Here is a 24,753-nt window from a genome sequence, read left to right on the forward strand (position 1 = left end):
AGAAAAATATTACAACGACAATCCGCGTTCATTTAATTCGACAGCGGAGGATTTTATTTTATTGAGTAATAGCATCAGCGTTTCTAATTCTTCTGTGCTGAGACAAGCAAATATTTTGCGCACATAATCTTCGTGCATTTTTGCCATGGTTTTAAACTCAAGCAAACCTTTATCGGTTAATTTCAAATAATGCGTGCGCCTATCATCGGGTGACGGCCAACGCTCTACTGAACCATCTTTAACTAAGCGATCTGCGATATTAGTAATGTTGGCATTGGTAACCATTAACCAATGTGACAATTCGCCCATGCTTAAACCTTCCGGCGCACGTTCGAGTGCCGCCATCACATCAAAACGTGGCAAGGTAGTATCATGACGAGTGCGTAATAAAGTACGAATACCATGAGTAATATGGTGTGAACAAGTGAGTAAGCGCAACCAACCACGCAATACTTGCTTACGACCCGCAACATTGCCGAGTTTATCGTCCGCAAAATCCAATCGGTTTGTTGCCATTTTATTTAGCCAGGTTATCTATAAAGAACTTTCACTTTCTAAGATAAAGGCCTGCTGTATGCAGGCCTTTATGTATTTCTATCACTTCAATAATATTTAAAACGCGTTTTCACCCGTTAAGGCCATGCCCACTACTAATTCGTGCACAGTTTGTGTGCCTTCATAGGTGATCACGCTTTCTAAGTTCAATGCATGACGAATCGCGCTGTATTCTAGTGAAATACCTGCGCCACCCAACATGTCACGTGCATCACGTGCAATGTCGATTGCCATACGAATATTATTCCACTTCGCCATTGAAACTTGTGCTGGTTGCAATTGGCCTTTGTCTTTCAAACGACCTAAACGCAATGACAATAATTGCGCCATGGTAATTTGACGCGACCATTCGGCTAAACGAGTTTGAATAGTTTGCGTTTTATTTAATGAACGACCGAACACTTCTCGTGTTTTGGTGTAGTCCAACAATTCTGCTAAGCAAGCCTGCGCTGCGCCAATACCACCCCAGGTTATGCCATAACGCGCATTGGTTAAACACATCAACGGCGATTTTAAACCTGCCGCTTTCGGCAAACGCGCAGATTCTGGCAAACGTACATCTTCAAAAAACAATTGTGACGTTACTGATGCACGTAATGACATTTTGTGTTTAATTTCCATCGCCGTAAAACCTTTAGTATCGGTTGGGACGATGAAACCGCGAATACCTTCTTCGGTATCTGCCCAAACAATCGCGATGTTGGCGATGTTGCCATTGGTAATCCACATCTTCGCGCCATTCAGAACCCAATCTGAACCAACACGCTTAGCTTTGGTTCTCATGTTTGACGGATCAGAACCACCGTGCGGCTCAGTCAAACCGAAACAACCAATGACTTCACCACGCGCCATGCGCGGTAAGTATTGTTGTTTTTGTTCTTCAGAACCAAATTCATAAATCGGATACATGCACAAGCTAGATTGCACAGAAGCAAAACTACGCAAACCAGAATCACCGCGCTCTAATTCTTGGCAAATCAAACCATATTGCACGTAATTCAAACCCGCGCAGTCATAACCTTCAATGGTCGCGCCCAGCAAACCTAAATCGGCCATACCTTTAATTAATTCTTTTGGAAACTTACCTTCTTCGAAGCATTCGCCAATAATCGGCAATACTTTGTCGTCTACAAAACGTGCAACAGAATCTTGCACCATACGTTCGTCTTCGCTGAGCTCATCACGAACATTGTAAAAATCCATCGGGTTAATCGCCATGGCTTTATCTCCAGTAAAATTCTAAAAATGCAGGTTAATAAAATGAATCAGATTAGCCGTCGATAACGGCAGTGGTTTCAATTTCAATCTTGGCGCGATCTTCCATCAAGGCAACAACTTGTAACATTGCCATCGGTGGAAAAACCTTACCGAGAACTTCGCGATAAGCTTGGCCAATTTCTTTTTGGCGGCTTATATATTCTTTTTTATCTGTAATAAAACAAGTCATGCGCACGATGTGCTTAGGCTCTGCACCACCCTCTTTCAACACCGCAACGGTGTTAATTAAGGTTTGTCTAAATTGTTCAACAAAGTCATCCGTTTCAAATTTGCATTCGGCATTCCAACCGATCATGCCTGCAACATAAAGTGTGTTGCCCGTTTTAACGCCGTTTGAATAACCAAGTGGTTTTGCCCAACCTGCGGGTTGCAATACTTGCATTGTTTTTCCTCGTTAAGTAAATACTTATTCGCCTGCAAAATCGCTTAAGACTGCGCGGGCAATAATGATTTTTTGAACTTCACTTGCGCCTTCATAAATACGCAAAGCGCGAATTTCACGATACAACTCTTCAACCACACTGCCGACTTTAACGCCAAGTCCGCCAAACATTTGCAACGCTTTATCAATGGTTTCTTGCGCATGATCGGTTGCATACAACTTCGCCATTGCCGCTTCGCGCGTGACGCGTTCTTGCACGCAATCTTTCGTCCAGGCAGAGCGATAAACTAACAACGCACTCACATCAATATCTAAAGCCATCTCGGCTAACTTCGATTGCGTAATTTGCATTTCTGACAACGGCGCACCAAACAAAATACGTTTAGTCACACGACCTAAGGCTTCATCTAATGCACGTCGCGCAAAACCTAATGCGGCTGCGCCGACAGTGCCACGAAAAATATCTAAGGTGGCCATCGCAATTTTAAAACCTTGACCAGGTTTGCCTAACATGCGCGTAGCAGGTACGCGCATGTTAGTAAATTTCAAACGCGCTAAAGGATGAGGTGCAATCACTTCAATACGTTCTTCGATTTCCAAACCCTGCGTATTAGCGTCTACAACAAATACACTTAAACCTTTTGCACCAGGGCCTTCGCCGGTACGCACAAACACGGTGTAATAATCGGCAATGCCACCGTTGGAAATCCAAACTTTACCACCGTTGATAATATAATCATCACCGTCTTTAATCGCCGTGGTTTTTAATGCAGCGACATCTGAACCCGCTTCTTCTTCGGTTAATGCAAAGGCAGCAATTTTTTCGCCCGTTGCAACTTTAGTAAGAAATTCTTTTTTAATACTGTCCGATGCAAATAAGGACAATGCACCTGAACCTAAACCTTGCATGGCTAACGCAAAATCCGCTAAGCCCGAATAATAAGCCAAAGTTTCGCGCAACAAACTAATGCTACGCACATCCAGTTTTTCATTAACGCCGCCGTAAGGCGCAATCACACAATGTTTTAACCAACCTGCTTTGCCCAGTAATTTCACTAAGCGCTTACAAGCTGCGTCAGTGCCGCCACTGTGATCTTCAAGCTCAGCATGATGCGCTTGGCACCAAGTTTCTAATTCAGCTTTGAGTTGACGATGACTATCATCAAGAAAAGGCCACTGTAGATAAGATTTTTCTGCCATCTTAATTACCTTCGAATTTAGCTTTTTCTTTATTTACAAAAGCCTGATAAGCACGTTCAAAATCTTTGGTCTTCATGCAAATCGCTTGCGCTTGTGCTTCCATTTCAATCGCGGTATCTAATGACACATCCCATTCGATATTTAATTGATTTTTAGTCATCGCATGCGCGAAGTTAGGACCTTCTGCTAAACGCTTCGCCGTTGATTTGGCTTTTTCTAATAACTGATCGGCTGGCACGATTTCATTAAAGAAACCCCAACGCTCGCCTTCTTCCGCACTCATGATGCGACCGGTAAATAATAATTCCGAAGTGCGACCTTGACCAATCAGACGCGGCAATATTGCGCACGCACCCATATCACACCCAGCTAAACCTACGCGCGTAAACAAGAAACCCGTTTTAGTATCGGGCGTGCCATAACGCATATCAGATGCCATCGCGATAATTGCGCCCGCGCCTACCGCAATACCATCCGCTGCACAAATAACCGGTTGCGGACAATGACGAATCGCTTTTACTAAATCACCGGTCATGCGTGTGAATTTTAATAAATTACCCATGTCCATATCAGTCAAAGGCCCGATAATATCTAGCACGTCGCCACCCGAACAAAAGTTGCCGCCCGCGCCAGTGATAATCACGACTTTAATTTCATCGATATAAACTAATTTGCGAAAGGTATCGCGTAACTCGGCATACGATTCAAACGTTAAGGGATTTTTACGATCAGGACGGTTCAAAGTCACAATCGCAACTTCGCCTTCAACTTCCCACAAGAAATGTTGCGGCTTAATATCTTTTAAACTTGCATCGCTTACCGTAATGTCTGTCACGCGTGATCCTCTTTGTTGCTTTTAACTATAGAGCTACATTACTTCGCCGCCGGAAACCGAAATGGCTTGACCGGTAATTGCATCTGAACCTGCACCACATAACCATCCGACCGCTGTTGCAACTTCCGCAGGTTTTACTAAACGTGCTTGTGGATTATCAGCGGTTAACGCTTGTAGTGCTTGCGCTTCTGTTTGGCCCGTTTTGGCCACGATGTTTTGTAAAGAACTGGCGACGATGTCGGTGTCAGTATAACCCGGACATACTGCATTCACGGTGACGCCTTTACGCGCCAATTCCAACGCCAACGCGCGGGTTAAACCGATCACTGCGTGTTTGGATGCAACATAAGCCGTCACATACCGATAACCTTTTAAACCAGCGGTGCTAGCAACCGTGACAATGCGCCCCCAACCCGCTTCCACCATCCCGGATATCACTTGTTGGCAGCACAAAAACACGCCGGTCGCATTCACGTCCATGGTTTTTTGCCAACTGGCTAAAGACGTTTTAGCAAAAGGTGCTGACTCAGCAACCCCCGCATTATTGACCAAAATATTGATAGGCCCGAATTGTTTAACGGCGGTAGCAAAAGCGCTTTTAACCGAAGCCTCATCACTAACATCAACTTGCACGCCTTGGGCTTCAACGCCGGACTGCTCAGCTAATTGAGCCGCTTGCGCCTGTACCCGTTCTTGGTTGCGGGCCATCAAAGTGACTTTCGCACCGGCATCGGCTAATTCTCGCGCAATCGCCAAACCGATGCCTGTGCCGCCGCCGGTGACCACGGCATGTTTATCTTTCAAACTGGCCAAATTCGCTGTGTTCATGACTTAAATATCGTCTCGTTTGCTGTTTATTCTGCTTAATAATCAATAGCTAAGCGTTTGGTGACGGCGCGGATCCCGCTTGCAGCGTTAACTTACTGCTGTCACTCAAAAACCCGCCGTGGTGCAAAATCTACTAGAAATTAGTTTAAACTTAAAATAATATTAGTTTAAGCTTAAAGTAATTCGCGGGTATTGTAAGCTTTGCGGCGATAAGTTCAAGCCAAAACCCGATCCCGGCTCATCGTGCTGGGGCTATTATCACTCGAATTTTACAGCTGGCGTAAACGTCAACTCACCGGAGAACCAACATGGCAAAAGGCCTGAAAATAGTCTGCCTGGGCGGCGGCCCATCATCCTTGTATTTCTCGATTTTGATGAAAAAACAGAATCCAAATCACGATATCACCGTCATTGAACGCGGTCCGCGTCATGCGACCTGGGGTTTTGGCGTGGTATTTTCCGATGAAACCTTAAAAGGCTTCATGGAAGCTGATGCGCCTACCTACAAGCGCATTGTTGAACAGTTTGCGTACTGGTCGGAAATCGACACTGTCATTCATGATAAAAAAATTACTTCTGACGGCCACGGTTTTTGCGGCATGTCACGTTTACGTTTGCTCAATACTTTCCATGATCGTTGCGATGAACTCGGTGTGAAATTACGTTTTGAAACCGACATTACCAATCTCGATCAATTGGAAATGGATCAATACGATTTAGTATTAGCCGGTGACGGCGTTGCATCGATGTTACGCGAAAAATACAAAACCGAATTCGGCGCTGACATGGATTGGCGTGCGAATAAATTTTGTTGGCTCGGCACCACATTACCACTCGATGCGTTCACGTTTATTTTCCGCAAAAACGAGCACGGCTGGTGGTGGGTACACGCCTATCGTTACGAAGAAGGCATGAGCACGTGGATTGTAGAATGCTCTGAACAAACCTGGCGTAATGCTGGTTTAGATAAACTCGAAGGCGATGTTGCAAAAACAGAAGCGTTTACCAAAGCGTATATGGAAAAATTATGGGCGCCGGATTTAAAAGGACATCCATTAATTACCAATCGTTCTATTTGGCGCACCTTCCCCGTGGTTAGTAACCAAAAATGGTTCCACAAAAATATTGTGTTAATGGGTGACGCAGTACGTTCAGCGCATTTCTCCATTGGTTCCGGTACCAAATTAGCAATGGAAGATGCAATTCATTTAAACAATTCGCTGAAACAACATAGCGATGTACAAACCGCATTACAAAGTTATCAAGATAGTCGCAAACCTGATGCCGATCGTTTGATTCGCACCGCGATTACCAGCTTGAGTTGGTTTGAACATTTAGATCGTTATGCTGAAACCCAAAGCGCTGAACAATTCACTTTCAATATGTTGGCGCGTTCTAAACGCATCACTTATGAAAATTTACGTTTACGTGACCCTGCTTACATTAAATCCGTTGATCGCTGGTTTGCTGAAGAAGCCAAAGCGGCGAGCGGCTTTGATGATATCGATTTAGAAAATCCTACCGTGCCCATGTTTCAACCTTTCAAGATTGGCAATATGCGCGTAGAAAATCGCACTGAGTTATCGGCGATGTGCCAATACTGCGCAACCGATGGCTTACCGGATGATTGGCATTTGATGCATTACGGTTCGCGTGCAGTTGGTGGTACCGGTTTAATCAATACTGAAATGACGTGCATTTCACCTGAAGCGCGCATCACTCCCGGGTGCACCGGCATTTGGAATGATGAACAAACGCAACAATGGAAACGCATTGTGGATTTTGTGCACGCACACAGCAAATCCAAAATTAGTTTGCAGTTAGGTCACGCCGGTCGCAAAGGCTCGACCTGCGTACCGTGGAATGGCGGTATCGATCAGCCATTAAAAGAAGGTGCATGGGAAATTATTGCGCCGTCCGCGATTCCTTATTTGAAAAACAGCCAAGTGCCACGCGAAGCAACGATTGCTGACATGGATAAATACGTTGCTGATTTTATCAACGCTACCAAGAACGCTGAAAAAGCCGGCTTTGATATGATCGAAGTGCATTTTGCACACGGTTATTTATTGTCAGGTTTCATCAGTCCTTACACCAATAAACGCACCGATGAATTTGGTGGTTCTATCGAGAACCGTTTGAAATTTCCGTTGCGCGTTTTAAAAGCAGCACGTGATACGTGGCCAAAAAACAAACCTATTTCAGTGCGTATTTCTGCAACGGATTGGGTTGGTGAAGGTGGTTTAACCGAAGCGGAAATGTTAATCGTTGCGCGCAAGATTAAAGAATACGGTGGCGACATCATTAACGTTTCAACGGGTCAGGTTACTAAAGACGAACAACCTATGTATGGTCGTATGTTCCAAGTGCCATTTGCAGATCAAGTGCGTAACGAAATTGGTATTCCTACCATTGTTGCCGGTAACTTCACGACAGCAGATCAAGTGAACACGGTGATTGCTGCAGGCCGTACTGACATCGTGGCATTGGGTCGTCCGATTATGAACGAACCACACTTTGCATTAACCGCCGCTGCGCATTACGGTTTTGATAAACAGTATTGGCCACCGCAATATATCTCCGGCAAATTCGCCGCGAAGATTAAAGCTAAAACCGAAAATGCAGATTTGTTGGAATTACGTTTAGCTGCGAAGCCGCCGAAACCCCAAGAAGCGTTAGCGATTGCATTGGCACGGGGTGAGTTACTCGCGAAAGATAAAAAATAATATTTTAAGTAATGCCATCAAAAAGCCCCGTAGCTAGACCACGGGGCTTTTTTTATGTCGGATGGTTTTGATAAATAACCGCTATCAGTTACGAACAGAAAAACCAGCAGCGGCGCAACGAATCGACAAAAGACGTAGAGAAAATGGTGGGTCGTGCAAGATTCGAACTTGCGACCAATTGGTTAAAAGCCAACTGCTCTACCGGCTGAGCTAACGACCCGATATGACAGCGGAACAGGTTCCGCAAAAGAGCGCGCATGATAGCGAAGTCAGGCAGCAGGGACAAGAGAGAAAAGACCGACCGCGCCAGATTTCTATAGGACTTCTATAGAATTTCTTTGGCAAATTCACGCTTATTGATAACGCGTAGGATCCACCACGGCAGCAGCGGCAAAACCCGCTTTGCGCAAACGACACGCATCACACACCCCACAAGCAAGACCTGTGGATGTAGGTTGATAACACGATACCGTCAGGCTGTAATCCACACCTAACGCCATACCTTGCTGAATAATTTCAGCTTTGCTCATGTTAATCAGCGGTGTTTCAATCTTAAACCGCCTGCCTTCTACACCCGCTTTCGTGGCAAGATTCGCCGTCGCTTCAAAAGCTTCAATAAACTCAGGGCGACAATCAGGATAACCCGAATAATCGACTGCATTCACACCAATAAATATATGTCGCGCTTCCAAGACTTCAGCCCAACCTAACGCAATCGACAGAAATACCGTGTTGCGTGCAGGTACGTACGTCACTGGAATGCCACTGCTCAAGGTTTCGGGTACTTCAATAGCATCATCGGTTAATGCAGAACCACCAATAGTGCGCAAATCTAAGGTCACGGTTTTATGTGTTAACGCGCCCACCGTTTCAGCAATCTGTTTTGCGGCAATTAATTCTGCGCGATGTCGTTGGCCATAATCAAAGCTCAAGGTGTAACACGCAAAACCCGCTTGTCGCGCCATCGCCAACACGGTCGCCGAATCTAAACCACCGGAAACTAATACGACTGCTTTTTTATTTTGATTCATCAATATAAAACCGAGTTAATGACCAGGCGTATCGCCCCAAATATATTTATGCAATTGCACCTGAAAACGTACCGGCACACCGTCTTGCAATATCCACTCAGCTAATTCGCGATTAGATAATTGTCCATGACTAGGCGAAAACAATAACTCGCAGCGACTGCTTAACGCATATTGTTGCAAAATAGTTTTAGCCCATGCGTAATCAGCGCGACTACAAATTACAAATTTAATTTGATCGTGCTTAGTAATGTAATCTAAATTAGTCCACAGATTCCGCGCTTGTTCACCTGAATCGGGCGTTTTGATATCTAACACTTTGCTGACACGCACATCGACTTTGCTAACATCAATCGCACCACTGGTTTCTAAAGAAACCTCATAACCCGCATCACACAATTTTTCTAACAAACCAAAACAATTTTTCTGCGCCAACGGTTCGCCGCCGGTGACCGTCACATAACGCGCAGAATAACTCGCCACTTTTGCTAATACGTCTTCACATGTCCACCATTCGCCACCGGTAAAAGCATAAGCTGTATCGCAATAATGACAACGTAAAGGACAACCGGTTAAACGCACAAACACCGTGGGCAAACCCACCGTGCGCGCTTCACCTTGCAAAGAGAAAAAAATTTCTGTTAGTTTGAGTCGTTGTCCAGCCGCTTCAGGCTGAACATTCACCCGAATAGATTCGAGAATAGATTCGAGCATTGATTAATGACCTTCTTGCGTCATTCTTAATAAACGTTTTTCCGCCAAAGGCGCGACCGATGAGGCTGCATGTTGCTGAACAACCATATTTAAATATTGGCGCGCGTTGTCCCACTGCTGCATTTCATAATAGGTATAACCTAACTTCAAACGCGTATCTGCAATTTTTGAGCTTTGCGGATATTTTTCAATCACGGTAGTGAACTCTTTAATCGCTTGATTAAAATTTTTCGAAACATAATTCGCCTCACCCAACCAATATTGCGCATTATCAATTAACTTGCCGTTGGGATATTTTTTTAGAAATGCCTGAAACCCTGCAATCGCTTGATCGTAACGACCATTGCGCAATAAATTAAAAGCCGATTGGTAATCGGCTTTTTCTTGCGCGGGATCTACACTGACAGAACCCTCTATAGGCACAGGTGGAACACCACCAGTGGAACTTATCGGCATGCCCGGCGTAATGGGAGTAACAGGCGTAATGGGTGTAGCGGGCGTAACTGCATCAGTGGTAGGTGGCGCACTCGTTTGGCCGCCGCCTAATTGCAGATCATTTAAACGTCGATCAATATCCAGATACAAATCTTTCTGCCGTTTTTTAATACCTTCAATATCATTGCGCTGCACTTCCAATTCGCCGCGCAGTGCTTGCAAATCGGCACGCACACTTTCTATTTGTTGCTGCAAATCTGTTAATACCTGATTTTGCAAAACTGCTTCTAAACGCTGCAAACGCTGATCCATCTGCACCAGACGCTGCTCAGCAACAATGTTCGCAGCTGCGGCATTACCCAAGATGGGTAATGCCAACAATGCTGTAAACAGTGTTACCTTATTAACGAGCGTCATAAACTAATTCAACACGACGATTTTTTCCCCATGCTTCATCACTATGATTTACATCAATAGGTAATTCTTCACCAAAGCTCGTAACACCGATGTTGTCTTTAGGTGCGCCTTGCAACAATAAAAATTGTTGTACAGATTTTGCACGCTGTTCGCCTAACGCTAAATTGTATTCACGCGAACCACGTTCATCGGTATGACCTTCTAAACGAACTTTAACACTAGGATTCGAAACCAAGTATTGGCTATGTTTAATTAACAATTCTTGATATTCAGGTGCAATATCTGCTTTATCAAATTCAAAATACACGACGCGCTTAGCTAATGGGCTATTAGGATCATCAATTGCGCTTTTTGGAAAAGTACATGGCGGCAAACAATCATTTAAACCGCTCGTTTCTACACCAGCAGTATCCGTTGCAGCTGCTTGGTTAGCATCTGCCGCTGCGGCATCTTCTGGTTTGGTAGGACTAGCTGTTTCACAACCACTAAACAAAACGGTTGCTGCTAATAGTGCAAGTGTGGCTATACGTAGTTTCATATTAAGACTCCTAAATAAACAATAAAAAAAACAAAAAATTAATCAGTAATAAAAGGACCCCAGGTCGGCTCGCGAATATCGCCTTCACTGGAACTAAAACGCTGTTGCACGCGCCCATCTATGGACACCGTTGCTAATACACCTCTGCCGCGATACTCGGTAGCGTACAGCAACATCGCACCATTCGGTGCAAAACTCGGTGATTCATCTAATTTACCGCGGGTTAACACGCGCAAAAATCCACGCGCACGATCCAATACACCCACATGATAACCGCTACCATCACGAGTGATAAAGGCTAAGGATTTACCATCCGGTGATAATGATGCGCTCGCATTATAATTACCTTCAAAGGTTATGCGTTTAGCACGCGCATCGCCATCACTGACGGGCATTTGATACAACTGCGGCGCGCCACTACGTCCTGAAGTAAAAATAATATCTTGACCATCTTTTGTCCATACGGGTTCAGTATCAATCGCACCGTTTCGTGTTAGCTGACGTACTGCTTTAGTCTTTACATTTAATACGTAAATATCAGGATTACCGCCGTAAGAAAGCGTCAACGCTAATTGTTGCCCATCAGGTGAAAAACGCGGCGCACCATTAATACCGGCAAAGCCTGCTAATTTTTCCCGCGCGGCGGTTGCAACATCTTGCAAGAAAATTTCTGGTCTGCGATTTTCAAATGACACATAAACTAATTTACGACCATCAGGCGACCAAGCAACGGACATCATAGGTTGTCGCGATTTCAAAATAGTCCGTGGGTTACGGCCATCGGAATCCGCTACTTGCAAAATATATTTACGCACGCCGGCTTCACTCACCGCTTCTATATAAGCAATTCGTGTATTAAACGCGCCTTTAGTGCCGGTGATAGCTTCATAAATTAAATCGGCTATCGCATGCGAAGTGCTCACTAAACGATCCGGTTTAGCTGGCAAACGATGACCTAACAGTTGTTTTTCAGTGGCGACATCAAACAATTGAAACTCAGCAACATACTGACCGTCTTGTAATAACAAACGACCAATCGCCACATGTTGAATGCCTAGGGCACGCCAATTTTTAAAATTGATTTGATTCGCTTGCGTGGGTTTTTCTAACATATCGGCGGGCGCTAGCGTTTTAAATTGTCCACTGCGATTTAAATCAGCTGAAATAATATCGGCCATCTGCAATGGCGTAGCCGTTGTACCATTCCATGCAAACGGCACAATCGCAATCGGTCGCGCAGCATCGCTGCCCCCGACAATTTCAAATTGAATAACCGCATTCGCGGTCAGTGGCAACATACTTAATAATATTAAACACCAACGTAATATCATGCTTATTCCTGTTTAGGACGAATATAAAATTCAATGCTTCGATCAAATAATGCGGCATTCTGTGGTTCTGGTAAAGGTGAGGCGCGATAAGCAGCGGCTTCAATAGACTGCTTAAATGCATCATCCCCATTACACTGACTTAAGGTGACATCTACTACTTCACCTCCGGGTATTTGTTTTACAAACACCTTGCATACATAGTCCGCTTGAGTCGACGGTGGTTCAATCCAATTCCGCTGAATTTTCTGTTTTATCGCCTCAATATACAAGGCACGCTCAGCTGATAATGTTTTTGCGCGTGCTGCTTGCTCATTGGCTAGTTGATCAGCACGGTGTTTTTCATCGGCTAGGCGCTGTTGTTCTTGTACGCGCTGTTGTTCTTGTACGCGCTGTTGTTCTTGTAATTGTTTTTGCTGCGCTAGTTTTTCTGCAACTTTAGGATCGGGTAACGCAGGCACCGAAGGTTTTACAGGTACTGGTTTTGGTTTCGGCGGTTCCGGTTTAGGCGCAGGTTTAGGTGGTTCGGGTATAGGTTCTGGTTTGGGTGGCTCAGGTATAGGTTCTGGCTCTTCTGGTTTTACCGGCGCTGGTTTTGCCGGTTCAACTTGTTCAATGGCTTTACCTTCTATAACAAAGGCATCGATTATTTTGGCGGGCATTTCTTCGTTAGCACGTAAACGAAAATCCAAATTAATCCCCAATACCGCTAATAATCCTACGTGAATCAAAATAGAAATCACTAATGGTGCAATATACGATTGCTGCTGTGTTTGCTCTGTTCGCTGGCGCACGCTCTATAATCTCACATCACTACGCACATTAACGAACAGAATTAGCATGTTTCGCCGGTTCCGTCATAAGGCCCACTTTTTCTGCGCCCGCGGTTTGTAATGCGACCATCGCCTGCACTACTTTGCCATAATCAGTTTTATGATCGCCTTTCACCACTACCGGCGTTGTTGGTTTGTGTTTTAACACCGTGCTGACGGTTTTTTGAATCGCAGATAAATCGGACGGCTTATTCGGCGCTTTGCCAATATTTAAATAATAACGTCCTTTCGCATCAACGCTGACAACGATAGGTTCTAACTTATCAGGCGGCAAAGGTTTCGCGCTCGCTTCCGGCAACGTCACTTCCACACCTTGCTGCAACATCGGTGCAGTCACCATAAAAATAATTAGCAACACCAGCATAACGTCGATATAAGGCACAACATTAATGTCAGACATTGGTTTACGACGTTTATTTGTAGAGCTCGCCATAGCTATAACTCTCGATCTTTAATCAACGCGAATAAAATTATCATTCTTTTGCAAACGCTTGACGTTGAATCAAGGTAGAAAACTCATCAACAAAGTTTTCATAACGATTTGCTAAACGTTCAACTACATTTGTAAATCGGTTATAGGCAACCACCGCAGGAATCGCCGCGAATAAACCAATAGCGGTTGCGACTAACGCTTCTGAAATACCGGGCGCCACCATGCTTAATGTCGCTTGTTGCACATTCGCTAAACCACGAAACGAATTCATAATGCCCCACACGGTGCCAAACAATCCCACATAAGGACTGGTTGAACCTACCGTTGCTAAAAAATTTAAATGGGTTTCGAGTCGATCAATTTCACGCGATAACGCAACTTTCATTACCCGCTGCGTGGTTTCGACAATGCGTTCAGGGGATTTCTGAGTGCGGCTTAAACGCGCATACTCAGCAAAACCTGCTTCAAAAATCCGTTCCACTCCCGACAAACTACCGGCACGTTCATTCACTGCGGTGTACAGCTCTCGCAGATCACCACCTGACCAAAAGGCTTCTTCAAAATTATTAGCTTGGCGTTTGGCTTCCGACAACATGCGAATTTTTTGCACAATGAATAACCACGATGCTATTGAAACTATCAATAACAAGGCCATTACGCACTGCACCACAAAACTAGCTTGAGTAATTAAATGTAAAAAAGACATATCAGTATTCACGTTAGAAACTCTCCAAAACAGCATCTGGTATACGTACAGGTTTAAAACGACTCGCACTTAAGCAAGCCAGTTTGATAGTAGCATCTAATAAAAGTTCTTGCGGCTGCTGCACTCCATCGGCGCGCCAAATTTGTTGCGCAAATATTAAAGTAACGCGACTTGCTTCAAGGGGTTTAGCGATGATGATTAATTGATCACTTAAACGCGCCGGTTTAATATATTTAACGTGAGCTTCGGCGACCGCAAACATAATATCGTCTTTATGCTGCATTACTGACAATTCAAAACCACGCACAGATAAAAATTCGCTGCGCGCATGATCCAAGTATTTCAAATAGTTCGCATGATAAACCACACCGCCGCCGTCGGTATCATCAAAAAAAACTTTTCGATGAATTCGGTGCTCGTTAACTAACGCCTGACTCACGAAGGGACTCACAAATTGATTCACGAAATTCTGCTCATATTAATTACGGTAACAACGATGGCTGCGTCAAGGAGACATCGACATTACTTGTCACATCATTAGCTGCATCACGTGACGGCGCTTTTAAACCGAAATGCTGATACGCCAAATCAGTGGCGACCCGACCGCGTGGCGTACGCATCATAAAACCTTCTTGAATTAAATACGGCTCCACAACTTCTTCTAAGGTACCGCGCTCTTCACCAATCGCCGCCGCTAAATTATCTAAGCCTACCGGCCCGCCGGAAAATTTTTCAATCATGGTTAACAATAAACGTCTGTCCATGTTATCCAAACCGTGCATATCAACGGCCAGCATATCCAAGGCTTTGCTCGCGACGTCTAAACTAATAATCCCATCAGCTTTAACTTCAGCGTAATCTCGCACGCGTCGCAATAAACGATTAGCAATGCGCGGCGTACCACGCGCACGCCGTGCAATCTCGCGCGCGCCTTTTAAGTCCGTTTGCAAACCTAAAATATTCGCCGAACGCGTTACAATACTAGTCAAGTCATCTATTGAATAAAATTCTAAACGTTGCACAATGCCAAAACGATCACGCAACGGTGATGTCAACAAACCCGCACGCGTGGTGGCACCTACTAATGTGAACGGCGGCAAATCTAATTTAATCGAACGCGCGGCAGGTCCTTCGCCAATCATAATATCTAATTGATAATCTTCCATCGCGGGATATAACACTTCTTCAATCACGGGACTTAAACGATGAATTTCATCAATAAATAATACATCGTTGGTTTCAAGATTGGTTAACAACGCCGCCAAATCACCCGGGCGTTCTAACACGGGCCCGGAAGTGTGACGAATATTCACGTTCATTTCATTGGCAATAATATTGGCGAGCGTCGTTTTACCTAAACCCGGCGGGCCAAAAATCAATACATGATCCAACGCTTCATTGCGTGAGCGCGCAGCAGAAATAAAAATTTCCATTTGCTCGTGTACGACTGGCTGACCGATATAATCAACTAAACGCTTAGGACGAATCGCCCGATCCACCGCATCGTCATCGTGTTGCGTGCGCGGCGCGATCAGTCGTTCATCTGACATGAAAAATTATCCTTATTAACGCTAATGACATGATACGCATAAGCATTATTTATTAACGCTAGGTCTAACTGATTGTTTCAGCGCTTGGCGAATTAAATCTTCGACGCTGCTTTCTTCTTTGCTTCCTTCTTTGCTTCCTTCTGTACTGGCACCCTCTACTTTAGCGATCATGCGACTGGCTTCAGCGGGTTTATACCCTAATGCAATCAGTGCATTCACCGCTTCATCTACTGGCGAACTGTTACTCACTTGAATGCGCGTATTATTCTGCGGCAAACTAACATGAGCATTTTTCAAACGATCTTTTAATTCAATAATTAAACGTTGCGCCGTTTTAGTACCCACGCCCGGTAGACGTGTTAACAACGCGGCATCTTCGCGTTGCACACATTGAATAAAGGCCGCTGCATCCATGCCCGATAAAATCGTTAAAGCCATACGCGCACCAACACCGCTGACTTTTATTAATTCACGAAACAAACTACGATCGGCGTCTGCCATAAAGCCATACAATTGCAAAGCGTCTTCACGCACATGCGTGTGTATCCACAAACTTACTGACTCGCCTAGCGCAGGCAACACATAAAACGTCGACATCGGCGCTTCAATTTCATAACCCACACCTTGCACATCCACCACCAAACCGGGCGGTTGTTTGTGAATTAAAATACCTGATAAACGTCCGATCATATTGTTTTTATACTCTGCTTAAATACTTTGGCGACGCACAACACGACGGCGTGTCGTTTGTAATGCAATGCCGCCGCGCAATTGCCGACTATGCCCATGACATAATGCAACCGCTAAAGCATCTGCGGCATCGGCTTGGATCTCGCCTTTAAAATTTAATAACGTTTTTACCATGTGCTGCACTTGTGTTTTAGTGGCATTACCATTACCCACAACCGATTGCTTCACTGACTTTGCAGAGTACTCTGCAACGGGCAAACCATTTATCACACAGGCGCAAATCGCCACACCACGTGCTTGACCTAGTTTTAATGCTGATGCAGCATTGTTATTCATAAACACTTGTTCAACCGCCGATTCAGTGGGTTGCCATTCGCGAATTTTTTCGCCCAGTGTTGCAAAAATAGTCGCCAAGCGATCTGGCATCTCGCCATCACCTAAGCGCACACTACCATGCGCAATATAACGATTGATGACACCATCGCTTTCAATAACCCCATAACCGGTTACTACTGAACCAGGGTCAATGCCAATGATGCGAATTAAAGCAGCGATGCAACTACCCTACCGCTGCCCAAGCATCATCAGCAATATCTGCATTGGTATAGACTTCTTGCACATCATCTAAATCTTCGAGCATATCAATCAGCTTAATAATTTTGGCGGCATCATCGCCACTCGCAACAACATCGAGCGTTGCGCGCATAGTGACTTCTGCATGCACAGCGATTAAACCCGCTTTGAGTAATGTTTCTTTAACATCGATAAAACGATCACGCGTCGTTAACACATCAATCGAACCATCATCATGGCTTTGAATATCATCCGCACCAGCGTCTAATGCTATTTCCATAATTTTGTCTTCGCTGATGCCGGGCGCAAAACTAATCACGCCTTGCTGCAAAAATAAATACGCCACCGAACCATCAGTACCTAAATTACCGCCGCATTTAGTCAGCGCATGACGCACATCTGAAACCGTGCGTTGCCGATTGTCCGTCATACAATCAACCATTACCGCCACACCACCCGGCGCATAACCTTCGTAACGAATTTCTTCAAAATTATCGGCATCCATTGCACCGGAGCCGCGTTTAATTGCGCGCTCAATGGTGTCACGCGTCATGTTAGCGGTCAGCGCTTTATCCATCACTAAACGTAAACGCGGATTGGTTGCAGCATCGCCGCCACCTAACCGTGCCGCCGTCGTAATTTCGCGAATTAATTTGGTGAATAACTTGCCGCGCTTAGAGTCTTGGGCATTTTTACGATGTTGAATATTCGCCCATTTACTATGGCCTGCCATATTACGCTCACACGTTAGAGTAGCTGGATGGTCACCATTTTAACATTGCTTTGGCATTGCGTTCGATAAGATCGCCGCTAACACAAAACCCAATAACGGAAATCTATTGGCTAATATCCAACATCCGTTGCAAGGCAATCACCGCTTCGCGCGCTTCGTGCTCCGGCACTTTCACTTGATTGATCACTTTCCCGGCAACCAATGATTCCAACACCCAGGCTAAATGCTGCGGATCCGTACGAAACATAGTCGAACACATACACACCGTCGGCGACATGAAATGCACGTGTTTGCCATCGGCTTTAAGTTGTTCAGCTAAGCGGTTCACCAAATTCAGTTCGGTGCCCACCAACCAACGCGTGCCCGCAGGTGCAGCAGTAATCGTCTTTACTATATATTCAGTAGATCCCACATAGTCCGATTTTTGACAAACCTCTAAACTGGCTTCAGGATGCGAAATAACTAATGTTTCTGGATACTTTTCTTTAAATTTGTCGATCTGCGATGGCTTAAACATCTGATGCACTGAGCAATGGCCTTTCCACAAAATCATGCGTGCTTTTTGAATTTGCTCAACGCTTAAACCACCCATAGGCTGGTCATAATCCCACACCACCATTTCATCTAATGGAATACCCATGCGAAAACCGGTGTTACGACCCAAATGCTGATCCGGGAAAAACAGGATTTTTGGGCGACGCGCAAAACCCCAATTAATGACGCGTTCGGCATTCGACGAAGTACACACAACACCGCCATGCCGACCACAAAATGCTTTCAAATCAGCGGCTGAATTAATATAAGTAACCGGCGTGACCATCTCGTCCGGTGCCAACACGGTGGCCAGCTCCTGCCAACAACGCTCAACATTGGTTAAATTGGCCATATCCGCCATCGAACAACCGGCGGCCATATCAGGCAAGATACTAATCTGATCCGGCCGCGACAAAATATCCGCCACCTCGGCCATAAAATGCACACCGCAAAATACAATATATTGAGCAGTGGAGTCAGCCGCGTAACGTGACAGCTTCAAAGAATCACCCGTCACATCGGCGTGCCGATAAACCTCATCACGTTGATAGTGATGACCCAAAATCACCACCTTATCGCCCAATGCTTTTTTAGCAGCCACAATACGGCGCTCGCATTCCTCATCGGAAAGCATGGCATAACGGTTAATTTCGACAGCGACTGCAGACATAGCGGCTCCGCATCAGAGGTATAAAAAAGGCCTTGCAGTATACACCAAGAATTTGGGGAGTACCTGATTGAAATACTAGGGTATTAACTAACGACTGATCCCTCTTTTGCGAAGGATAGTGTGCGAAAAATGCGATCAAATCACGCTTTTAAGCGGCAATTTGCTCAAAAGAAAAATGGGGAATATCCGCACGTTCACTCGCATGCTCAATGGTAATGCTGACAATGTTTTGAGCCGCATCTAAATCCAACACGGTGTTTTCATCTAAATCTTTCGACTCAACCACCGCCGCAGGCCGTAGCTCTATATATAGAGTATCTGTTTCTTGGAAATACTGAATTTTCATGGCTCAAACCCGCGATCAAAAAAAGCATTCTGAATCGTTTCACCGTCACTCAAGAGTATAACCCGTACATACCGGCCGTCCATCTGTTCAATCCTCGCCCAACGACGAATGCGACCGTCAGCCTAAATATGTTCTTTGAGGGGATATTTCACAACATAATCTATCCATTCAAGCCGAATATCTGCCCTATCAGATCGTTGACGCATCAACTCAAAATAACGGGTGGTTTTAATCATTATCCATTCTCAATGTCCACGATGTCACAACTCTAATAATAAACGCTGAATCGCCTGCCGATTAGTCCACGCCCACGTCAATTTCGCCGCTTCGGCCGCCGACACCCACTGACTAGCGTCATGCTCTGTGGGATCCAACTGAATCGCTTGCACTGCGGGCAACTCAACTCGAAACACATGCTCCAAATTTTGCGTCGTACCCGGCGGATAACGATGGCGTGACTCCGGCACAATCTCAAACCACGCATTCATACCGCAATCTTCCACCACGCAATTCTGCAATCCCGTTTCTTCCGCTAACTCACGCACCGCAGCGGCGGCCGGCAATTCATCCCACTCCAAACTACCCGTCACCGATTGCCAAATACCTACCGGCGGCAAACGTCTGCGCAATAACAATACCTGCTGCTCCGCATGCACTAACACCAACACAGATTCCGGTCGTTTATAAATTTGCATGATTACCCATCATTTGCGTTCACACGTTACACTAGCGTTATTCTGTTAACGTTAAATACTGCCAACCCTAAAAATATTATGTCATCAATACTTAAAGTTTTAACTTACAACATCCACAAAGGTTTTAGCGTCGGCAACATGCGCTTTGTGTTGCATCAGATTCGCGAACACCTGCAACATCTTGATGCCGATTTAGTATTCCTGCAAGAAATTCTCGGCGCACACAGCAAACACGCACAAACGATTAGCGATTGGCCTGCTGCCACCCAACTCGAATTTCTCGCCGATAAATTATGGCAACATCATGCCTATGCAAAAAATGCCATCTATGCCGACGGTCATCATGGTAACGCCATTTTAAGTCGCTATCCCATCATCAGCTGGGAAAACATCAATGTGTCATCCATGAAATTCGCCAGTCGCAGCTTCTTACACGGCATCATTCACATTCCTCACTTACAACGTAAAGTCCACGTCATCTGCGTACATTTTGATTTATTCGAACACCATCGCAAACGCCAAATCAACATCCTCAGCGAACGCATTCACTCACACATACCCAGTGACGAACCCTTAATTATCGCAGGTGACTTTAACGATTGGCGCGGTCGCGCCAGCGGCTACTTCGCAGAAAATTTAAACTTACAAGAAGCCTTCAAAACACAACACGGCAACTACGCACGGAGCTTCCCCGCATGGTTTCCCACGCTACCGGTAGATCGTATTTATTATCGCGGCATTCAACCGATAAAAGCAGAATTACTAAAAGATCGCGGCTGGAAAAAACTTTCCGATCACATGCCGCTGTATGCGGAGTTTGAGCTAGTTTAAAAAAGAACATGCCGCACAACGCGATCATAACAATCGCCACTCAACTTTACAGACGGCTTGATTTTTTCAATCTCTTTATATATGGTTGCCGCCGTCAAATAAGTTTAAAAAATAAAATTACAAAATGAGAAACAGTATGCGTAACGGGCTAATATTCCTCTGCTTTTTATTAAGTCAATCCACCGCTATAGCGGGCGATTTTTATTACGGCGTAGCGCTGGGTTTAAGTCATGCAGACTGGACTGAAGCCTACGAAGAAACTTCTGAATACAGTACATATATAACAAATGAAAGCTATGGCGTTTCCAACTCGTCCACCAGAATCGAACATCAGCTTGAAAAAGATAATAATAATTTACAACTACGCGTCTTTAGCGGTTATGCATTTAATGGACGTTATGCTTTAGAACTCGGCTGGGTAGATTTTGGCAGTAGCAAAACCGAAGATACAATAAGCGAATCTGGAACGGCGCTATGGCTGAACACTATTAATACGGAAGCCACCGGCTTTTATCTTGTGCCGACGACAACATTATCAATTAACAAACATTCTAATCTCACAATTAAAGTGGGATTATTAATATGGAAAATGAATGTTGAACACAATTCTACTTCGCTCACCGCCCCTATAGTATTCTCAATTCCAAACCCTAATATGTCCGTGCCAACTCTTGATTTACCTGCCACTGAAACGACACCAAACAATTCGCCGGATTTATATGCGGATCGCAATGGAGTTTCTCCGTTTATCGGCATTCAATATCACTATCGCAGCATTCTTGTCGGCTGGCATCACTATGTATTGGCCGATGGCAATATCGGCGTGAATGTTGATACATTAGAATTCGGTTATCAGTTTTAACAGCATATATAAAAGAGAAAAAACTATGCGTATCGAACTACTTTTAATCTGTATTTTACTCGCGCCACCAGCAGTCAATGCCAGTAAATTTTATTACGGCGCATCGATTGGCTTAACTTACGCCGACTGGGCGGATGCTTATGAAGAAACCGAGTTATACGCCATCTATCTCAATCCTTATTCCGCAGCGTTTCCCAGTATCGACCATAAACTTGAAACAGATTACGACCGTCAATCTTTGCGTATTTTTACAGGCTACTCATTAAGCGAAAGCTACGCTTTGGAACTCGGGTGGATAGATTTAGGTAATAGCGAAACACGTTATACTAGTGATTCTATCTATTACACAGACACGACGATATTAAGCGTGATCGACGCAGACGCCAGCGGATTTTATATTGCCCCGATAGCTATATTGCCCATTTCTCCACGATCGCATGTTGCGCTACGCGGCGGTATATTAAATTGGCGATTGGATGTAGAAGAAAAGACAACTACCTCCAATGGCTTGCCTGCTATACCAGAACCTATTAACAACTTTCCAATCGTTCAACCTCTTGAACCACAAGAAAACATTGAACCTGAGCCCCCTAATCTTTATAAAAATCGCAGTGGCCTCTCGCCGTTTTTTGGAATTGAATACCATCATCACGATATTATTCTTGGATGGCACTATTATGTATTAAATGATGGCAATGTTAATTCCACTATCAACAACTTCGAAGTGGGTTATCAATTTTAGTGAAGTCATTGCCATCACGTTCAAGCCGAACCAATTTCAAACCAAGATAATTTAAATTAACCCTAACAAAGTCGCAACGTTGATTGCACCTTGGCTTATTATCGTGGCATTATCTCGGAACAGAATTCTATAAGGTCAACATTAAAAAACGTCATAACGCCTCTTAAAAAAACATATAGCGTAATAACACTTATTAATCACTCTCAGGAGAAGAAAAATGTCAGGGCTCTCATACACAATCCACGGTTCAGATTTGCAATATGTAGAAGTTGTATTGCCGCCTAATGCCGCTTTTATTGGCGAGCAAGGCGCCATGATGTATATGGATGACAGAATTACGGTCACCACTGTATTGGGTGATGGCTCGCAATCGGCTTTTGGTGCTTTAGGTCGTTTTTACAAAGCAGTAAAACGCAAATTTACTGGCGAAGCTTTATTCAGCAGTCGTTATAGCAATGAATCAAATACGCCTCAGCGCGTCGCGTTTGCTACGTCCAGTATTAGCAAAATCGTCGCGATTGATTTAGATAGTTTAGGTGGCGAATTGATTTGCCAAAAAGGCGCTTATTTAGCCGGTGAAGAAGGCATAGAAGTAAATTTAGCGTGGCAAAAAAGATTGCGCGTCGGTTTCTTTGGTGGTGAAGGTTTCATCATGCAGCGCATCACCGGACACGGCGTAACATTTATTAGTTCTAATGGTGCATTAACTGAAATGACGCTAGCACCCGGCCAATCATTAAAAGTAGATAGCGGCTGTTTAGTGGCATTAAGTCCTACGGTCTCTTACGAAATTAATTATGCCGGTAAATTAAAAACCGCTTTTTTTGGCGGCGAAGGTTTGTTTTACGCTAGCTTAAACGGCCCTGGCAAAGTATGGCTGCAATCATTACCAGAACGTCGTTTGGGCGCAGCACTCATGCGCGCGGCCACGCTGGGACAAACTAAAGGCATAGGCGGAAAAATTTATCTGTTGCTGATTATCATCGTCGTCATTGCGTCTATAGCGGGCGGTTTAGAAAAATAAAATATTAATTATGCAAACATTTAAAGCAAAGTTATTTGGTGCGGAATTACCGCTTACGGGTATGGATGTCGAAGCTTACTTCTCAGGAGAAAGCTTGCGCATCACTACCATGTCAATAGTAGTCAATACGAATGACATCTCGCCTCGCGTAGGCGGTTTTGAACACGATGATCTTTTTTTAAATTGGCGTACAGCTGACGATATTTCTTATGCTTTAAAACCTACCAGCAAAAACGATACTGCATTAGTCATCGCTAACGCTCCGCCCTCGCTCCAAAAACAATTTAAACAATGGCATCAGCGCAAATCGACTATTAAATGGGTATGGGGGACTTTAGCTACGGTAACCGTAGTCTTCATATTATCCATAAGTCTTTTATGGTGGCGTTATGATCAAGCAATTTCGTGGGTAACTGATCAAGTCTCAATCAAAAATGAAGAAAAACTAGGAAATTCAGTATTAGAACAAATTGAAAGTGAAGGCGACATTATCAAAACGGGGTTAGCGGCGGATGCCGTTAAACAAATTGGTACGCGTTTAACTAAAGATTCTAAATTTCACTATCGCTGGTTTATCCAAAAAGACAAAAAAATTAATGCGTTTGCATTACCGGGCGGCATTATCATTATCAACTCCGGACTAATAACCAAAACCGACAACGCAGAAGAACTAGCCGCGGTCTTAGCGCATGAAGTACAACATGTAGAACAACGCCACGCATTAAAAAATATGATTAAAAGTATGGGCTGGGCAGCAGGTTTAATGTTGGTGTTAGGCGACGTAAACGCCGCCACCGCCGTCATTGCTCACCAAATGGGCAATATGTACTTTAGCCGCGAAGTAGAAGCAGAAGCAGATCGACTAGGATATCAAAACTTAATCAAGGCAAACATCTTGCCAAGCGGCATGGTGACCTTGTTACAAAAACTCGAAAAAGAAAATCGCGTAAACAAAACACCGCAATGGCTTTCATCTCATCCTGATATTGCCGAACGCATAAAAAAAATTGAAGCGCTACACGCTCAACAACCTTGCCCCGCTTGTAAGCCATTGACGCTTGATTGGAAGAAAATACAGCAAGATAAGATGTTGTTGCGAAAAGATATATAATTGAAGCAGACCAAGCGCAGCTTTGGATTTATTGTGCTGCAATGTGGTTTCTTTATTGATGTATAAAGACTGGCACTGTCAACATCATCGTTTTTATTTCAGCCTCTATAATCATAAAACATACCGCTTTATTCACACAACATTTTTGAAAGTACT

Annotated in this window: 28 protein-coding genes and 1 tRNA gene; 6 read left to right on the forward strand and 23 right to left on the reverse strand. The window is 44.4% G+C overall.

Annotated elements, in window-relative coordinates; all coding sequences use genetic code 11:
- Nucleotides 1–9: 9 nt before the first annotated feature.
- From H0W44_09710 to H0W44_09735, 6 genes are all read right to left on the reverse strand, one after another.
- Nucleotides 10–516, reverse strand: a complete 507-nt coding sequence (locus H0W44_09710; GenBank protein MBA3582714.1) for a MarR family transcriptional regulator — start codon at nucleotides 514–516, stop codon at nucleotides 10–12.
- A 96-nt stretch (nucleotides 517–612) separates the two neighbouring features.
- Nucleotides 613–1,773, reverse strand: coding sequence for an acyl-CoA dehydrogenase family protein (locus tag H0W44_09715; GenBank protein MBA3582715.1), 1,161 nt, complete (start codon nucleotides 1,771–1,773; stop codon nucleotides 613–615).
- A 52-nt stretch (nucleotides 1,774–1,825) separates the two neighbouring features.
- Entirely contained in the window at nucleotides 1,826–2,215 is a 390-nt protein-coding gene (locus tag H0W44_09720) for a RidA family protein (protein ID MBA3582716.1), read from the reverse strand.
- A gap of 24 nt (nucleotides 2,216–2,239) precedes the next feature.
- Nucleotides 2,240–3,415 carry an acyl-CoA dehydrogenase family protein gene (locus H0W44_09725; protein MBA3582717.1) on the reverse strand — a complete coding sequence of 392 codons (1,176 nt, stop codon included), beginning with the start codon at nucleotides 3,413–3,415 and terminating at the stop codon, nucleotides 2,240–2,242.
- A 1-nt stretch (nucleotide 3,416) separates the two neighbouring features.
- Nucleotides 3,417–4,241: an enoyl-CoA hydratase family protein gene (locus tag H0W44_09730; protein MBA3582718.1), complete on the reverse strand. Its 825-nt coding sequence runs from the start codon at nucleotides 4,239–4,241 to the stop codon at nucleotides 3,417–3,419.
- A gap of 42 nt (nucleotides 4,242–4,283) precedes the next feature.
- Nucleotides 4,284–5,078, reverse strand: a complete 795-nt coding sequence (locus H0W44_09735; GenBank protein ID MBA3582719.1) for an SDR family oxidoreductase — start codon at nucleotides 5,076–5,078, stop codon at nucleotides 4,284–4,286.
- A 320-nt stretch (nucleotides 5,079–5,398) separates the two neighbouring features.
- Between H0W44_09735 and H0W44_09740 the strand changes: the two genes are divergently transcribed.
- Nucleotides 5,399–7,804 carry an FAD-dependent monooxygenase gene (locus tag H0W44_09740; GenBank protein ID MBA3582720.1) on the forward strand — a complete coding sequence of 802 codons (2,406 nt, stop codon included), beginning with the start codon at nucleotides 5,399–5,401 and terminating at the stop codon, nucleotides 7,802–7,804.
- A 144-nt stretch (nucleotides 7,805–7,948) separates the two neighbouring features.
- Here the strand turns inward: H0W44_09740 and H0W44_09745 are convergent.
- The 17 genes from H0W44_09745 to nudB all read right to left on the reverse strand — a co-directional run bounded on the left by H0W44_09745 (nucleotide 7,949) and on the right by nudB (nucleotide 20,027).
- Nucleotides 7,949–8,024, reverse strand: a tRNA-Lys gene (locus H0W44_09745).
- 133 nt (nucleotides 8,025–8,157) lie between these two features.
- Nucleotides 8,158–8,835: a 7-cyano-7-deazaguanine synthase QueC gene (gene queC / locus H0W44_09750; GenBank protein MBA3582721.1), complete on the reverse strand. Its 678-nt coding sequence runs from the start codon at nucleotides 8,833–8,835 to the stop codon at nucleotides 8,158–8,160.
- A gap of 15 nt (nucleotides 8,836–8,850) precedes the next feature.
- Nucleotides 8,851–9,546: a 7-carboxy-7-deazaguanine synthase QueE gene (gene queE / locus H0W44_09755; GenBank protein MBA3582722.1), complete on the reverse strand. Its 696-nt coding sequence runs from the start codon at nucleotides 9,544–9,546 to the stop codon at nucleotides 8,851–8,853.
- Nucleotides 9,547–9,549: 3 nt separating this feature from the next.
- Nucleotides 9,550–10,398 (reverse strand): tol-pal system protein YbgF, encoded by an 849-nt coding sequence (gene ybgF / locus H0W44_09760; GenBank protein MBA3582723.1) that lies wholly within the window; start codon nucleotides 10,396–10,398, stop codon nucleotides 9,550–9,552.
- Complete coding sequence (gene pal / locus H0W44_09765; GenBank protein MBA3582724.1) at nucleotides 10,385–10,936, reverse strand: peptidoglycan-associated lipoprotein Pal; 552 nt, start codon at nucleotides 10,934–10,936, stop codon at nucleotides 10,385–10,387. Before pal ends, ybgF begins: the two co-directional genes overlap by 14 nt.
- Before the next feature lie 38 nt (nucleotides 10,937–10,974).
- The gene (gene tolB, locus H0W44_09770; protein ID MBA3582725.1) at nucleotides 10,975–12,273 is read right to left on the reverse strand and encodes a Tol-Pal system beta propeller repeat protein TolB; all 1,299 of its coding nucleotides are present in this window, start codon (nucleotides 12,271–12,273) and stop codon (nucleotides 10,975–10,977) included.
- The gene (locus H0W44_09775; protein ID MBA3582726.1) at nucleotides 12,270–13,058 is read right to left on the reverse strand and encodes a TonB C-terminal domain-containing protein; all 789 of its coding nucleotides are present in this window, start codon (nucleotides 13,056–13,058) and stop codon (nucleotides 12,270–12,272) included. Before H0W44_09775 ends, tolB begins: the two co-directional genes overlap by 4 nt.
- Nucleotides 13,059–13,086: 28 nt before the next feature.
- Nucleotides 13,087–13,530 (reverse strand): protein TolR, encoded by a 444-nt coding sequence (gene tolR, locus H0W44_09780; GenBank protein MBA3582727.1) that lies wholly within the window; start codon nucleotides 13,528–13,530, stop codon nucleotides 13,087–13,089.
- Nucleotides 13,531–13,570: 40 nt separating this feature from the next.
- Complete coding sequence (gene tolQ, locus H0W44_09785; protein ID MBA3582728.1) at nucleotides 13,571–14,248, reverse strand: protein TolQ; 678 nt, start codon at nucleotides 14,246–14,248, stop codon at nucleotides 13,571–13,573.
- A gap of 1 nt (nucleotide 14,249) precedes the next feature.
- Entirely contained in the window at nucleotides 14,250–14,699 is a 450-nt protein-coding gene (locus tag H0W44_09790) for a YbgC/FadM family acyl-CoA thioesterase (protein MBA3582729.1), read from the reverse strand.
- A gap of 19 nt (nucleotides 14,700–14,718) precedes the next feature.
- Nucleotides 14,719–15,786 carry a Holliday junction branch migration DNA helicase RuvB gene (gene ruvB / locus H0W44_09795; protein MBA3582730.1) on the reverse strand — a complete coding sequence of 356 codons (1,068 nt, stop codon included), beginning with the start codon at nucleotides 15,784–15,786 and terminating at the stop codon, nucleotides 14,719–14,721.
- Between the two features lie 45 nt (nucleotides 15,787–15,831).
- Nucleotides 15,832–16,476 carry a Holliday junction branch migration protein RuvA gene (gene ruvA, locus H0W44_09800; protein ID MBA3582731.1) on the reverse strand — a complete coding sequence of 215 codons (645 nt, stop codon included), beginning with the start codon at nucleotides 16,474–16,476 and terminating at the stop codon, nucleotides 15,832–15,834.
- An 18-nt stretch (nucleotides 16,477–16,494) separates the two neighbouring features.
- Nucleotides 16,495–17,019: a crossover junction endodeoxyribonuclease RuvC gene (ruvC, locus tag H0W44_09805; protein ID MBA3582732.1), complete on the reverse strand. Its 525-nt coding sequence runs from the start codon at nucleotides 17,017–17,019 to the stop codon at nucleotides 16,495–16,497.
- A 16-nt stretch (nucleotides 17,020–17,035) separates the two neighbouring features.
- Nucleotides 17,036–17,782: a YebC/PmpR family DNA-binding transcriptional regulator gene (locus tag H0W44_09810; protein MBA3582733.1), complete on the reverse strand. Its 747-nt coding sequence runs from the start codon at nucleotides 17,780–17,782 to the stop codon at nucleotides 17,036–17,038.
- Between the two features lie 103 nt (nucleotides 17,783–17,885).
- A complete protein-coding gene (gene nadA, locus H0W44_09815) occupies nucleotides 17,886–18,986 on the reverse strand; it encodes a quinolinate synthase NadA (GenBank protein ID MBA3582734.1) in 1,101 nt (366 codons plus the stop codon).
- Nucleotides 18,987–19,134: 148 nt separating this feature from the next.
- Nucleotides 19,135–19,332 (reverse strand): DUF2283 domain-containing protein, encoded by a 198-nt coding sequence (locus tag H0W44_09820; protein MBA3582735.1) that lies wholly within the window; start codon nucleotides 19,330–19,332, stop codon nucleotides 19,135–19,137.
- A 260-nt stretch (nucleotides 19,333–19,592) separates the two neighbouring features.
- Nucleotides 19,593–20,027 (reverse strand): dihydroneopterin triphosphate diphosphatase, encoded by a 435-nt coding sequence (gene nudB, locus H0W44_09825; GenBank protein ID MBA3582736.1) that lies wholly within the window; start codon nucleotides 20,025–20,027, stop codon nucleotides 19,593–19,595.
- Nucleotides 20,028–20,105: 78 nt separating this feature from the next.
- Between nudB and H0W44_09830 the strand changes: the two genes are divergently transcribed.
- From H0W44_09830 to H0W44_09850, 5 genes are all read left to right on the forward strand, one after another.
- Nucleotides 20,106–20,858 carry an endonuclease/exonuclease/phosphatase family protein gene (locus tag H0W44_09830; GenBank protein ID MBA3582737.1) on the forward strand — a complete coding sequence of 251 codons (753 nt, stop codon included), beginning with the start codon at nucleotides 20,106–20,108 and terminating at the stop codon, nucleotides 20,856–20,858.
- 136 nt (nucleotides 20,859–20,994) lie between these two features.
- Nucleotides 20,995–21,720 (forward strand): hypothetical protein, encoded by a 726-nt coding sequence (locus H0W44_09835; GenBank protein MBA3582738.1) that lies wholly within the window; start codon nucleotides 20,995–20,997, stop codon nucleotides 21,718–21,720.
- Nucleotides 21,721–21,745: 25 nt separating this feature from the next.
- Nucleotides 21,746–22,462: a hypothetical protein gene (locus H0W44_09840; GenBank protein ID MBA3582739.1), complete on the forward strand. Its 717-nt coding sequence runs from the start codon at nucleotides 21,746–21,748 to the stop codon at nucleotides 22,460–22,462.
- Between the two features lie 217 nt (nucleotides 22,463–22,679).
- Nucleotides 22,680–23,486, forward strand: a complete 807-nt coding sequence (locus H0W44_09845; protein ID MBA3582740.1) for an AIM24 family protein — start codon at nucleotides 22,680–22,682, stop codon at nucleotides 23,484–23,486.
- A 10-nt stretch (nucleotides 23,487–23,496) separates the two neighbouring features.
- The gene (locus H0W44_09850) at nucleotides 23,497–24,597 is read left to right on the forward strand and encodes a M48 family metallopeptidase (GenBank protein MBA3582741.1); all 1,101 of its coding nucleotides are present in this window, start codon (nucleotides 23,497–23,499) and stop codon (nucleotides 24,595–24,597) included.
- Nucleotides 24,598–24,753 lie beyond the last annotated feature (156 nt).

The sequence above is a fragment of the Gammaproteobacteria bacterium genome (genome assembly GCA_013817245.1).
In the GTDB taxonomy this organism is placed as follows: Bacteria; Pseudomonadota; Gammaproteobacteria; order HTCC5015; family HTCC5015; genus JACDDA01.

Bases quoted from the DNA above. Each gene is read 5' to 3' on its own strand.
- H0W44_09710 (MBA3582714.1), bottom strand. From the start codon at position 516: ATGGCAACAAACCGATTGGATTTTGCGGACGATAAACTCGGCAATGTT.
- H0W44_09715 (MBA3582715.1), bottom strand. From the start codon at position 1,773: ATGGCGATTAACCCGATGGATTTTTACAATGTTCGTGATGAGCTCAGC.
- H0W44_09720 (MBA3582716.1), bottom strand. From the start codon at position 2,215: ATGCAAGTATTGCAACCCGCAGGTTGGGCAAAACCACTTGGTTATTCA.
- H0W44_09725 (MBA3582717.1), bottom strand. From the start codon at position 3,415: ATGGCAGAAAAATCTTATCTACAGTGGCCTTTTCTTGATGATAGTCAT.
- H0W44_09735 (MBA3582719.1), bottom strand. From the start codon at position 5,078: ATGAACACAGCGAATTTGGCCAGTTTGAAAGATAAACATGCCGTGGTC.
- queC (MBA3582721.1), bottom strand. From the start codon at position 8,835: ATGAATCAAAATAAAAAAGCAGTCGTATTAGTTTCCGGTGGTTTAGAT.
- queE (MBA3582722.1), bottom strand. From the start codon at position 9,546: ATGCTCGAATCTATTCTCGAATCTATTCGGGTGAATGTTCAGCCTGAA.
- ybgF (MBA3582723.1), bottom strand. From the start codon at position 10,398: ATGACGCTCGTTAATAAGGTAACACTGTTTACAGCATTGTTGGCATTA.
- pal (MBA3582724.1), bottom strand. From the start codon at position 10,936: ATGAAACTACGTATAGCCACACTTGCACTATTAGCAGCAACCGTTTTG.
- tolR (MBA3582727.1), bottom strand. From the start codon at position 13,530: ATGGCGAGCTCTACAAATAAACGTCGTAAACCAATGTCTGACATTAAT.
- ruvB (MBA3582730.1), bottom strand. From the start codon at position 15,786: ATGTCAGATGAACGACTGATCGCGCCGCGCACGCAACACGATGACGAT.
- ruvA (MBA3582731.1), bottom strand. From the start codon at position 16,476: ATGATCGGACGTTTATCAGGTATTTTAATTCACAAACAACCGCCCGGT.
- H0W44_09810 (MBA3582733.1), bottom strand. From the start codon at position 17,782: ATGGCAGGCCATAGTAAATGGGCGAATATTCAACATCGTAAAAATGCC.
- nadA (MBA3582734.1), bottom strand. From the start codon at position 18,986: ATGTCTGCAGTCGCTGTCGAAATTAACCGTTATGCCATGCTTTCCGAT.
- H0W44_09820 (MBA3582735.1), bottom strand. From the start codon at position 19,332: ATGAAAATTCAGTATTTCCAAGAAACAGATACTCTATATATAGAGCTA.
- nudB (MBA3582736.1), bottom strand. From the start codon at position 20,027: ATGCAAATTTATAAACGACCGGAATCTGTGTTGGTGTTAGTGCATGCG.
- H0W44_09830 (MBA3582737.1), top strand. From the start codon at position 20,106: ATGTCATCAATACTTAAAGTTTTAACTTACAACATCCACAAAGGTTTT.
- H0W44_09835 (MBA3582738.1), top strand. From the start codon at position 20,995: ATGCGTAACGGGCTAATATTCCTCTGCTTTTTATTAAGTCAATCCACC.
- H0W44_09840 (MBA3582739.1), top strand. From the start codon at position 21,746: ATGCGTATCGAACTACTTTTAATCTGTATTTTACTCGCGCCACCAGCA.
- H0W44_09845 (MBA3582740.1), top strand. From the start codon at position 22,680: ATGTCAGGGCTCTCATACACAATCCACGGTTCAGATTTGCAATATGTA.
- H0W44_09850 (MBA3582741.1), top strand. From the start codon at position 23,497: ATGCAAACATTTAAAGCAAAGTTATTTGGTGCGGAATTACCGCTTACG.